We start from the raw sequence: 13,659 nt of genomic DNA on the forward strand, positions 1-13,659 counted from the left end.
GCTCGGCCGCTCCATTCAGCCGGTGAATGAAGGCTATTCAAACAAAAAACTTCCGACACTTTACCGCAACTTCCATGGATACGGTCAAGGAATGTTTAACCGCGAGGTGAGCTTCGGCGCGTCTCGCGCGCAGGCGATGGTGCGGGATGGCTAAATCTGAGGTTGTGCGGTGCAAACAAGGCGACGCGCATTGTGACGGTCCGATGATGAGCCGCGCGGCCCTGCGCGGCGGCATTCTCGATCGCGCCATCTGCATTCTCGCGAGTATCACGTTCGCGGTCGCGCCGATCGCGGCGCAAGCCCAGCAATTGCCCACCGGCGGCTCGGTCGCCGCGGGCAGCGTCACCATCGCGAAGCCGGTCAACGGCACGCTGAACGTCAATCAATCGTCTGGTCGCGCGGTGATCAACTGGGACAGCTTCTCGGTCGGGCAGGGCGGCACGGTCAATTTCAACCAGCCGGGAGCTTCCTCGGCGACGCTCAACCGTGTCACCGGGGCGACGCCGTCCTCGATCGCCGGCACCATCAACGCGCCCGGCACGGTGCTGCTGGTCAATCCCAACGGCATCGCGATCTCCAGCACCGGTGTGGTCAACGTTGGGTCGTTCGCGGCCTCCACCCTCGACATCAAAGACAAGGACTTCATGTCGGGGAACTACAAGTTTACCGGCAACGGCGCGTCGGCCGCCGTAATCAATGCTGGCCGCATCAATGTTTCTGACGGCGGCTTCGCCGCGTTGCTTGGCGGCCAGGTGGCCAATGACGGCGTCATCACCGCGCGGCTCGGCCGCGTCGGTCTCGGCAGCGGCGAGCTGATCACGCTCGATCTGTCGGGCGACGGCTTCCTGTCGGTGGGCGTACCGACCAGCGCGCTGGGCAAGATCGTCGGCGGCAACGGGCAGGCGCTGGTCTCCAACAAGGGCAAGATCGTCGCCGACGGCGGCATCGTGCACCTCAGTGCGGCGACCGCCGCCGGCATCTTGCGCGACGCGGTCAACGTGCCGGGCTCGATCCGGGCCAATTCGGTCGGCACCAGCAATGGCAAGATCATCATCGGCGGCGGCGCCGGTGGACGGGTCACGGTTGCGGGTAATCTCCGGGCTAGCGGTCGCAATGGAGGCAATGGCGGCACGGTGAACGTCTCCGGTGCGGCCGTCGCGGTGTCCGGGAAGATCTCCGCCAACGGCCGCAAGGGAGGCGCGGTCACGATCGCTGCCGAGCAGTCGGTCGACATCTGGGGGGCCGTCTCGGCTAAGGGCACCAAGGGTGCGGGCGGGACCATCGTGGTGACCGCCAACGACATCAAGCTTGCGCGCGAAGCCCTGCTCGACGCCAGCGGCGCCGCCGGCGGCACCGTGCTGGTGGGCGGCGACTACCAGGGCGGGGCGAACGCCGCGAACAATTTCGTCACCTATCCGATCCTCAACGCCTTCACCACGACGGTCGCCGCCGGCGCGCAGATCAAGGCCGACGGCAGCAACGGCGCCGGGGGCAGGATCGTGGTGTGGTCGGACGATCGTACGACCTTCGCCGGCGCGGTCAGCGCGCAAGGCAGTGGCGGCGGGCAGGGCGGCTTTGCCGAAGTATCGGGCCACCGGTTGCTCGACTTCACCGGTACTGCGAATTTGTCGGCCGCTGGCGGCGCGGCCGGTGCGCTGCTGCTCGATCCGCGCAATGTGACGATTTCGTCAGGCACGGACAGCGGCGGTTCGATCGCCTCCGGCACTTACACGCCGTCGGCCGACAATTCGATCCTCAACGTGACGACGCTGCAGACCGCGCTTTCCTCCGGCAACGTCATCGTCACGACCGGGAGTACTGGATCGCAGTCCGGCGACATCACCGTCGCCACCCCCGTCACCTGGTCATCGCACACGCTGACGCTCGACGCCTATCATTCGATTAACGTCAATGCGACCATGTCGGCCACCGGCTCGGCGGGGCTCACGCTGAAGACCAATGACGGCGGCAGCGGCGGAAGCCTGAATTTCAGCGGCGGCAACGTCACCTTCGCCGGCACCAGCCAGGCTCTCAGCATCAACGGTGCCAGCTATACGCTGCTCAACAGCATGAGCGGCGTGCAGAACATCAACAATGGTCTTTCAGGAAACTACGCGCTGGCGAATTCGCTCAACGCCACCGGCGTCTCGAGCTGGGTGCCGGTCGGGACCGACGGCGCGGGCAACACCCTCAACAGCGGCAACGGCTTCACCGGCAAGTTCAACGGGCTCGGCAACACCATCTCCAACCTGACGATCAATCGTCCGTCGGTCCAGAATGTCGGCCTGTTCGGCGCTGCGTCAGGCGGGAGCATATCGTCGCTGGCGCTCAGCAACGTGAATGTCGCCGGAGGTGATCGCACGGGTGCGCTGCTTGGATATGACCTCGGCGGCACCACCATAAGCGGCGTGAGTGCCAGCGGCACGGTGTCCGGCCAGTACCAGACCGGCGGATTGATCGGATGGTTCGAGCAGGGCTCTACGTTGACCGGCGGTTCGGCGGCTGTGACTGTGACGAGCCCCGTCGATGACGTAGGCGGCCTGATCGGGTTCGCCGCCGGCAATGTCCTCCAATCCTACGCCACGGGCACCGTCACCGGTCAATATTACGTAGGAGGCCTCGTCGGCCGTGCCAATTCCGACTCTGGTTCGGTCACACTGCAGCAGTCCTTTGCCACCGGCGCGGTTACCGGCGTGTACTACGTCGGTGGGCTCATCGGCGCGAGCGCGGGCACGAACCAGGTGACGGTGCAGCAGTCCTTTGCTACCGGCGCTGCTACCGGCCAGTACTACGTCGGTGGGCTCATCGGTGCGATCTACGCGAACCAGACGACGGTCCAGCAGTCTTACGCGACCGGATCGGCGCGGGCGAGCGCTGGTATTGCCGGCGGCCTGATCGGCACCACCGGCAAGGCGCTCTCGATCAGCGAATCCTACGCCACCGGTTTCGTCAGCTCGCCTCAGGATGTCGGCGGACTGGTCGGCTATGGGACGGTGACTCCGACGGTGACGTCGTCGTATTGGGACATGGCCACCACGGGTCAATCGGGGGCATACAACGGCGGCAGCCTCAGCGGCGCGAGCGGCACCACCACCACAGTGCTGCAGGCGGCATTGCCCGCCGGCTGGTCCAGTTCGGTCTGGGGCATCGTCGCCGGCAAGAGTTATCCGTTTTTCCTGTGGCGGTATCCGGCCGCCGGCGGCGCACCGCAGGTGATCTCGGGATCGGCCTACAGCGACGGGAACGCCACGGCCGCCGCCGGCGCCACCGTGTCGGCACTCGTCAACGGCGTCAGCGTCGGCAGCACCACGGCGGGCGCCAACGGCTATTACAATCTGCTCGTCGCGCCCAATACGATCACCGCCAACAGCCAGGTCGCGGCCTATACCACCGGCAGCAGCGGCGGCCTCTCCTACCAGCAGGATGCCCCGGCCGGTTCGCTCGTCCAGTTCAATGTCGTTGGCACGTATCTGCAGGAAACTGGTGCGGCGACGACGCTGTCGGCGATGTCGGCGGGGCTCGCCACCGCGATCGGCTCGACCGGCGTGTCGACCAGCTACGCCAACCGCTGGATCGTCGCCTCGGGCGCGAGCTTTACGATCGATCAGGCAATTACCCAATCCAGCCTCTTGAAGCTCTCCGCGACAGGCAACGTCACGCAAACGACCGGTGCTTCGCTCAACGTTGCGTCCTTGACCATGCAATTGAACGCGGGCAACCCGAGCTTCACGCTGCTCGACACCGGCAACAAGGTGACGAACCTCGCGATCACGAATCTCGGTTCCGGCAGCCTCAGTCTCTACGACAGCGTCAGCCTCAACGTGGGCAGCCCCGTGACCGCCAATGGCGGGGTGTCGATCCAGACCGCCGGCACGCTGACGATCGGCAATACGATCGCGTCGTCGGCCAGCGGCAACGCCATCGTTCTGGTCGCCGGAAGCAAGTTCATCAACAACGCGGGCGCATCGGCCCTGTCGGCGCCGAACGGTCGCTGGCTGGTCTATTCGAGCAGCCCGAGCAGCGATACGTTCGGCAGTCTCGACAGCGGCAACACGGCGATCTGGAACAGCACCTATGCGGCGAACGTGCCCACGACCATCGCGTCGGGCAACCGTTATGTGTTCGCCTATCAGCCGACCGTGACCTTCACGTCGTCGAATGCATCGAAGACCTACGGTGCGACGGCCGACGTTTCCGCCAATTTCACGGTGAGCGGCATCAATGCCGGCGTCGCCCATGCCTATCTCGCGGACACGGCTGCCGGCGCCTACAGCGGCACGCCGACCCTGACCTCGGCCGGCACCGCCGCGTCGGCAACCGTGGCGGGCGGTCCGTATTTGATCGACGTCTCGCAAGGCTCGGTCACGGGACTCAACGGCTACGCCGTCAGCTTCGTCGATTCCGGCATGTTGACGGTGAACAAGGCCAGCCTAGCGGTGACCGCGAGCGACGCCAGCAAGACCTACGACGGTCTCGCCTTCTCCGGCGGCAACGGCGTCACCTATAGCGGCTTCGTCAACGGCGAAACTTCCGCGGTGCTGGGCGGCACGCTGGCCTATGGCGGCACGGCGCAGGGTGCCAAGAGCGCGGGCAGCTACACGCTGACCGCCTCGGGCTTGAGCTCGTCGAACTACGCCATCAGCTACACCGCCGGCGCGCTGGTCATCAACAAGGCGTCGCTGACGGTCACCGCGAACGATGCCGGCAAGACCTATGATGGCCTGGCCTTCACCGGCGGCAACGGCGTCAGCTATGGCGGTTTCGTCAACGGCGAAACCTCCGCAGTGCTTGGCGGCACGCTGGCCTATGGCGGCACCGCGCAGGGTGCCAAGAACGCGGGCAGCTATATGCTGACGGCGTCGGGTCTCACGGCCACCAACTACAACATCACTTATGTCGGCGGCACGCTCACGATTGACCGGGCGCCGCTCACCGTCACCGCGACAAACTTCACGAGGGGTTACAACGGACAGGCGTTCAACGGCTACGCCTCGGCGAGCTCCAGCGGCTTCGTCAACGGAGAGGACGGGGGAGCGCTCAGCGGCCAATTGGCCGCGGGCGGCACGGCGCAGGGCGCGGTCAATGCCGGCACGTATGCAATCACGCTCTCCGGCCTGACCGCGAGCAACTACAATATCACCTACGTTCCGGGAACGCTGACGATTCAGAAGGCCAATCTGTTCGTTACGCCGAACAACGTCCTCAAGAGCTATGACGGTCAGGCGTTCTCGGGCGGCAACGGGGTGACCTATGCCGGCTTCGCCACCGGCGAGACCAGCGCGGTGCTGGGCGGCACGCTGACCTATGGCGGCACCGCGCAAGGCGCGGTCAATGCCGGCTCGTATACGCTGACAGCCTCAGGCCTGACGTCGTCGAACTACACCATCAACTACTCCGCGGGCGGGCTGAACATCAACAAGGCCCTGCTGACCGTCACCGCCAACAGTGCCAGCAAGACCTATGACGGCCTGGCGTTCTCGGGCGGCAATGGGGTCAGCTACTCCGGTTTCGTCAATGGCGAGACGGCGTCGGTGCTGGGCGGCACGCTGACCTACGCCGGCACGGCGCAGGGTGCCAAGAACGCGGGCAACTACAGCCTGACGGCTTCCGGCCTGACCTCGTCGAACTACGGCATCGGCTACGTCGGCGGTGCCCTCACCATCGGCAAGGCGGCGCTGACGGTGACCGCGAATGATGCCGGCAAGACCTACGATGGTCTGGCCTTCACCGGCGGCAACGGTGTGGCTTACTCCGGCCTCGTCAACGGGGAGACCGCGTCCGTTCTCGGTGGCACGCTGGCCTACGGCGGCACCGCGCAGGGCGCCACCAACGCCGGCAGCTATGGCCTGACCGCCTCGGGCCTAAGTTCGTCGAACTACGCCATCAGCTACGCCGCCGGGGCGCTGGCCATCGGCAAGGCTGCGCTGACGGTGACCGCCAACGATGCCGGCAAGACCTATGACGGCCTGGCCTTCACCGGCGGCAACGGCGTGACGTATTCCGGCCTCGTCAACGGCGAGGCGTCGTCGGTGCTCGGCGGCACGCTGAGCTACGGCGGCACCGCGCAAGGCGCCAAGAACGCCGGCAACTACAGCCTGACGGCTTCGGGACTGACGTCAAACAACTACGCCATCAGCTACACCGGCGGGGCGTTGACCATCGGCAAGGCGGCGCTGACGGTGACCGTGAACGATGCCGGCAAGACCTACGACGGCCAGGCCTTCACCGGCGGCAACGGCGTGACCTATTCCGGCCTCGTCAACGGTGAGACCGCGTCCGTGCTCAGCGGCACGTTGGCCTATGGCGGCAACGCGCAGGGCGCCACCAACGCCGGCAGTTACGCGCTCACCACGTCGGGACTGAGCTCGAACAACTACGCGATCTCCTACACCGCCGGGGCTCTGGCCATCGGCAAGGCCGCGCTGACCGTCGCGGCGAACGATGCCAGCAAGACTTATGACGGCCTCGCCTTTACCGGCGGCAATGGTGTTACTTATTCCGGCTTCGTCAACGGTGAGACGTCCGCGGTGCTCGGCGGCACGCTGAGCTATGGCGGCACGGCGCAAGGCGCCAAGAACGCCGGCAGCTACAACCTGACCGCCTCGGGACTGAGCTCGACCAATTACGCCCTCAGCTATACCGCCGGCGCGCTGAGCATCGGCAAGGCAGCGCTCGTGGTAACGGCGAGCGACGCCAGCAAGACCTATGACGGGTTGGTGTATTCCGGCGGCAACGGTGCGAGCTATTCCGGCTTTGTCAACGGCGAGACATCGGCGGTGCTGGGCGGCACGCTGGCCTATGGCGGCACGGCGCAAGGCGCCACCAACGCCGGCAGCTACAGCTTGACGGCTTCAGGCCTCAGCTCGAACAACTATACCATCGCCTACAATGCCGGGGCTCTGACCATCGGCAAGGCGGCGCTGACGGTGACGGCGAGCGATGCCGGCAAGACCTATGACGGCCTCGCCTTCTCGGGCGGCAACGGTGTGACGTATTCGGGCTTCGTCAACGGTGAGACGGCTGCGGCGCTCGGCGGCACGCTGGCCTATGGCGGCACGGCGCAGGGCGCCACCAACGCCGGCAGCTACAACCTGACCGCTTCGGGACTCACCGCGACCAACTACGCGATCAGCTACACCGCCGGAGCATTGACGATCGGCAAGGCCGCGCTGACGGTGGCGGCGAACGATGCCGGCAAGACCTATGATGGTCTGGCGTTCACCGGCGGCAACGGCGTGACGTATTCCGGCCTCGTCAACGGGGAGACGGCCGCGGTGCTCGGCGGCACGCTGGCTTATGGCGGCACGGCGCAGGGTGCCAGGAACGCCGGCAGCTACAGCCTGACGGCCTCAGGCCTCAGCTCGAACAACTATGCCATCAGCTATACCGGCGGCACGCTGAACATCGCCAAGGCCAATCTGACGATCACGGCCAACGATGCCGGCAAGACCTATGGTACCACGCTGACCTTCAACGGCACCGAGTTCACCACGCAGGGCCTGGTGAGCGGCGATGCGGTCTCGTCGGTGGCGCTGGCCAGCACCGGTGCGGCGAGCTCTGCCAATGTCGGGAAATACGCGATCACGGCCGGCAGTGCATCCGGCAGCGGATTGTCGAACTACAATGTGAGCTATGTGGGCGGCACGCTGAACGTGACCGCGGCAACGCTGCTGGTGGTCACGGCCAACGATGCCAGCAAGACCTATGGCAACACGCTGACCTTCAACGGCAGCGAGTTCACCACCCAGGGCCTGCAGAACGGCGACATGGTCACGTCCGTCGCGCTGGCGAGCACCGGTGCGGCGGCCACCGCCGCGGCCGGTCAGTACGCGATCACGGCGAGCAACGCGGCCGGCAGCGGGCTTTCCAACTATAGCATCAGCTATGTCCCGGGCACGCTGACGGTCGCCAAGGCCAATCTGACGATTACGGCCAATGACGCCGGCAAGACCTATGACGGTCTGGCCTTCTCAGGCGGCAACGGGGTCAGCTATTCCGGCTTTGTCAACGGCGAGAGCGCGTCCGTGCTCAGCGGCACACTGGCCTACGGCGGCACGGCGCAAGGTGCCAGGAATGCCGGCAACTACAGCCTGACGGCGTCGGGCCTGAGCTCGAACAACTACGCCATCAGCTACACCGCTGGCGCACTGAACATCGGCAAGGCGGCGCTGACGGTGGCGGCGAATGACGCCGGGAAGACCTATGACGGTGTGGCGTTCTCGGGCGGCAACGGGGTCAGTTATTCCGGCTTCGTCAATGGCGAGACGTCCGCGGTGCTGGGCGGTACGGTCGCCTACGGCGGAACGGCGCAAGGTGCCAAGAACGCCGGCAGCTACAGCCTGACGGCTTCGGGTCTGACGTCGAGCAATTACGCCATCAGCTACACCGCTGGCGCACTGAGCATCGGCAAGGCGGCGCTGACGGTGACGGCGAATGACGCCGGGAAGACCTATGACGGTGTGGCGTTCTCGGGCGGCAACGGCGTCAGTTATTCCGGCTTCGTCAACGGCGAGACGTCGGCAGTGCTGGGCGGCACGCTGGCCTACGGCGGAACGGCGCAAGGTGCCAGGAATGCCGGCAACTACAGCCTGACCGCCTCGGGCCTGAGCTCGAACAATTACGTCATCGGCTACACCGCAGGTACACTGAGCGTCGCCAAGGCCAATCTGACGATCACGGCCAACGACGCCGCCAAGACCTACGGCACCACGTTGACCTTCAACGGCACCGAGTTCACCACGCAGGGTCTGGTGAGTGGCGACACGGTCTCGTCGGTGGCGCTGGCCAGCACCGGTGCGGCGAGCTCTGCCAATATCGGGAAATACGCGATCACGGCCGGCAATGCGGCCGGCAGCGGATTGTCGAATTACAATTTGAGCTATGTGGACGGCTCGCTGAACGTGACCACGGCAACACTGCTGGTGGTCACGGCCAACAATGCCAGCAAGACCTATGGCGATAGGCTGACCTTCAACGGCAGCGAGTTCACCACGCAGGGCCTGCAAAACGGCGACACGGTCACGTCCGTCGCGCTGGCGAGCACCGGCGCGGCGGCCACGGCCAATGCCGGCATCTACGCAATCACCGCAAGCAACGCGACCGGCAGCGGGCTGTCCAACTACAGCATCAGCTATGCCCCGGGCACCTTGACCGTCGCGAAGGCCAATCTGACGGTGGCGGCCAATGACGCCGGCAAGACTTATGACGGTCTGGCCTTCTCCGGCGGCAACGGGGTCAGCTATAGCGGCTTCGTCAATGGCGAGACGTCTGCGGTGCTCGGCGGTACGCTGGCCTATGGTGGCACGGCGCAGGGCGCCAAGAACGCCGGCAGCTACAACCTGACGGCCTCGGGTCTGAGCTCGAACAACTATGCCATCAGCTACACCGCCGGTGCGCTGAGCATCGGCAAGACGGCGCTGATCGTGACGGCCAATGACGCCGGCAAGACCTATGACGGTGTGGCCTTCTCAGGCGGCAACGGTGCCAGCTACTCGGGCTTCGTCAACGGCGAGACGTCTGCGGTGCTCGGCGGGACGCTGGCCTATGGCGGAACGGCGCAAGGCGCCAAGAACGCCGGCAGCTACAGCCTGACGGCCTCGGGTCTGAGCTCGAACAACTATGCCATCAGCTACACCGCCGGCGCACTGAGCATCGGCAAGGCGGCGCTGACGGTCGCGGCCAACGACACCGGCAAGACCTATGACGGCCTTGCCTTCAGCGGCGGCAACGGCGTCAGCTACACCGGCTTCGTCAATGGCGAGACGTCGGCGGTGCTCGGCGGCGCGGTCGCCTACGGCGGAACGGCGCAAGGTGCCAAGAACGCCGGCAATTACAGCCTCACGGCGTCGGGGCTGACCTCGACCAATTACGCCATCAGCTACACCGCCGGTGCACTGAACATTGGCAAGGCGACGCTGACGGTCGCGGCCAATGATGCCGGCAAGAGCTATGATGGCCTGGCATTCGCCGGTGGCAACGGCGTCAGCTACTCGGGCTTCGTCAACGGCGAGACGTCGGCAGTGCTGGGCGGTACGGTCGCCTACGGCGGAACGGCGCAAGGCGCCAGGAACGCCGGCAACTACAACTTGACGGCGTCGGGCTTGACCTCGAACAACTATGCCATCAGCTACACCACCGGCGCGCTGAACATTGGCAAGGCCGCGCTGACCGTAACGGCGAATGATGCCGGCAAGACCTATGACGGGCTCGCGTTCAGCGGCGGCAACGGCGTCAGCTACACCGGATTCGTCAACGGTGAGACGTCCGCAGTGCTCGGTGGCGCGGTCGCCTACGGCGGCACGGCGCAAGGTGCCAAGAACGCGGGCAATTACAGCCTGACCGCGGCAGGACTGACCTCGAACAACTACAGCATCGCCTACAATGCCGGCTCGCTCAGCATCGGCAAGGCCGCGCTGATGGTGACGGCGAGCGATGCGGCCAAGACCTATGACGGTCAGGCCTTCTCGGGCGGCAACGGCGTCAGCTACGCGGGCTTCGTCAACGGCGAGACCTCTGCGGTGGTGAGCGGTACGCTGGGCTACGGCGGCAGCGCGCAGGGCGCCAAAAACGCCGGCAGCTACAGCCTGACCGCGTCCGGCTTGGCCTCGAACAATTACGCCATCAACTACACCGCCGGCGCACTGAGCATCGGCAAGGCGGCGCTGATCGTGACGGCGAATGACGCCGGCAAGACCTATGACGGTGTGGCGTTCTCAGGCGGCAACGGTGCCGGCTATTCCGGCTTCGTCAATGGCGAGACATCCGCTGTGCTCGGCGGCACGCTGGCCTACGGCGGAACGGCGCAGGGCGCCAGGAATGCCGGCAACTACAGCCTGACGGCATCGGGCCTGACCTCGAACAACTACGCCATCAGCTACGCCGCCGGCGCGCTCAGCGTCGGCAAGGCGACCCTGAGCTATACCGCGGATGCGGCCTCGCGGACCTATGGCGACACCAACCCGGCACTGACGGGGACCGTTACCGGTTTCGTGACTGGCGAAACCCAGACCTCCGCGACGACGGGCACGCTGGCCTTCGCGAGTTCGGCCAACGCTGCGAGTAATGTGGGCCGCTATGCCATCGCCGGTTCGGGCCTGAGCGCGGTGAACTACACCTTCGTCCAGGCTGCGCCGAATGCCTCAGCGCTGACCGTCACGCCGCGATCGATCACGGTGACGGCGGATGCAAAGAGCAAGCAGGCCGGTGAGGTGGATCCCGCCTTCACCTACGCGCTGAGCAGCGGCAACCTGGTGGGCGCCGACACGTTGAGCGGCGTCCTGGCCCGCGTGGCCGGTGAAAATGCCGGCAAGTACGCGATCCTGCAGGGCAGTCTCGCTGCGTCCAAGAACTACGACCTGTCGTTCGTCGGCGCGGATCTGTCGATCATCGCCGCGCCGGGGGCGACGACCAATACCGATCCCGGTCTCGCTGCCAGCCGCTATATTGCAAGCGGCGGCAGCACGCCCCCGACCGCCGTGAACATCAGCTTCCAAAACCCGACCAACACCGCGGCGCCAGTGATCCAGGCCATCGGTGGCGCGGCGCCCGCGGTCCGCACCGGCGCGGCGACCGGATCGGGATCGACAAGGACGGCGGAGTCTTCACCGGCCAATCCCGAGCGGCAATCCACTGCGGCGGCCTTGAACGTCGATCAGAACATTGCCCCGGGAGCCGGCCCCGATCTGGTGTTCCTGCCGATCTCGCAATTCGATAAGGTGCAGTATTCCGGTGAGAGCTTGCCGGAGTTCGCGCCGAAGGCCGGCGAGGCGACGATCGCCACCATGATCGCGCGTGCATTGTCGAGCGCGTCCGGAACACCTGCACTCGAACCCAAGGTGGATCGCCTTTGGCGCAACGATGCTGCGGCCTGGACCGACGTTGCCGGTGTCAGTCTTGGCAACGGGCAGGGTGCGCCGGCCGATCCTCGAGGATTCGGCTTCGTCAACGGGGCGCTCGACGTCCCCGCCCTGCTGGCACAGGGCCCCTTGATCCTCGCTGCAGCGAAGCGCGCGGACGAGCCGGCCGCGAAACTGCTGGCGATTGCAATCACGACCGACGGCAAGGGAATCCTCGCCAACGATCCCGGCACCGGCCAGCGGGTCATCCTGTCTTACGATCCGGCGACCAGGTCCATCGGCGCCGTGACGTCGGTGATTGATCCCCGTTCCCATAAGCCGGTTGCGCTTGGCGTCGATGTGCCGGACCTCGGCCCTGACGCAATACAGGTGCCGCCGCAAAGCTGGGCCGACCTGAGGGCGTTCACGCCAGCATCGTATGTGGGCGTGACGATCAAGCGTTAGCCTTAGACGTGATGAGAGGGAGCGAAGGCGCGGGCCAGCCGAGTGCGCCGTTTGTCACCAGTTGGCCCGGCACCACCATTGTCCGCGGCCGGGTCGAGTACGACCAGGGCAACATCGTCGGCGAAAAAGGCGCGGGCGAGGTGCTGAGCCGTGGCAGTTGCGTCTAATCTGATCAGGCGCAGCGCGTTGTGCCGCGGGATCGAGCGGCTGAACTGTCAAAAGAGCATTCTCAACCATGGTCTCGCCGATGCGGCCCTCGATGGCAGCCTTGTCCAATCTGGATCGGCTATTCACCGTCTGTTGAAGTGCATGATCAACTGTATCCAGCTTGGCCCAAGCTGCCTGGTCCCATGCCATGCGGGATCATTGTTGCTTTCTCTTGTCCGCACCATTTTGTCGTCGCGGTTGCACGAGACGGCCATTCAGGCGAAGGATATGCGCGCGCCACGCAAAATGCTGGGCTCGCGTGCGCGAGGGTACCTCCGTGCTGCCGGTTCGATGAAAGAATAACCGATTGAAATCGCAAGCCTATCGCTTTTCTGTGGCACCCATGATGGATTGGAGCGAGAGTCAAATATTTTCAATCATTTGGACGGTCGCGTGTGCACGACGTGTGCACCGGGAGATCAAGAAAAATCTTGCGACAGTCAGCGTGGGCAAGCTCTCTGAAGTGGGCGGGGCGGTCGCGGAAAGCGCCATTTCTTCACCACGTATTCCACAGCTACAGCTGCGGCTGCCCTCCAAGGCGCCGTGGCCGCAGCATGGGACGCATATAATCGGCGATTGACCACGCTCTTCGGGGCCGTCCTTTCGGACGGACGCCGTCTGGAGATTTTTGAATGGCCAGCACAGAACGCGGTCTCGCGATTCGCCGATCTCAACGCGCGCCGACGATGATAGAGCGAAGCCTTAACGCGTCTCTCATCGCGCGGGAACGCCGCCGCTCAACCTACTCGACGACGAATTCGTGCTGGTCGGGGTCGTGGAGTTTTCGGCGACGCTCAGTCATCGCGGTCCGGAGGCGGCTGGCGCGAAGTCGCAAGCTTCTTACGCGAGGCACCGAGCTTGCGGATAACGCACCTCACTGCACTCTTTGGTCGCTGAAAGCAAAGCGAAGGGGCACTTGAACCCGCGCCAGTTTACAAGTGTGTGCTGCATCCGATCGCGGAGTTGGGCCTCACAAATCCTTGTTGCAACATCAACGATGGCCAACGGCGAGGAGCCGTCGTGGACTAGAATACAAGAACAGCGGCGCGTCACACGAGCTGAGATGGGCCGGAAAAATGAGTGTGTCGCAGGCAGCCTTCCATATCGGGTACGGCCCCGCGCACTTTGCAGCCATTTTCGCAAACGTTTTGGT

Annotated in this window: 2 protein-coding genes; both read left to right on the forward strand. The window is 65.2% G+C overall.

Annotated elements, in window-relative coordinates; genetic code table 11:
- The first annotated feature begins 203 nt into the window (after nucleotides 1-203).
- Nucleotides 204-12,299 carry an MBG domain-containing protein gene (locus TSA1_RS15645; RefSeq protein WP_161497232.1) on the forward strand — a complete coding sequence of 4,032 codons (12,096 nt, stop codon included), beginning with the start codon at nucleotides 204-206 and terminating at the stop codon, nucleotides 12,297-12,299.
- 514 nt (nucleotides 12,300-12,813) lie between these two features.
- The gene (locus TSA1_RS38855; protein ID WP_145984311.1) at nucleotides 12,814-13,086 is read left to right on the forward strand and encodes a hypothetical protein; all 273 of its coding nucleotides are present in this window, start codon (nucleotides 12,814-12,816) and stop codon (nucleotides 13,084-13,086) included.
- Nucleotides 13,087-13,659: the final 573 nt, after the last annotated feature.

Origin of the sequence: Bradyrhizobium nitroreducens (genome assembly GCF_002776695.1) — a bacterium.
GTDB lineage: Bacteria > Pseudomonadota > Alphaproteobacteria > Rhizobiales > Xanthobacteraceae > Bradyrhizobium > Bradyrhizobium nitroreducens.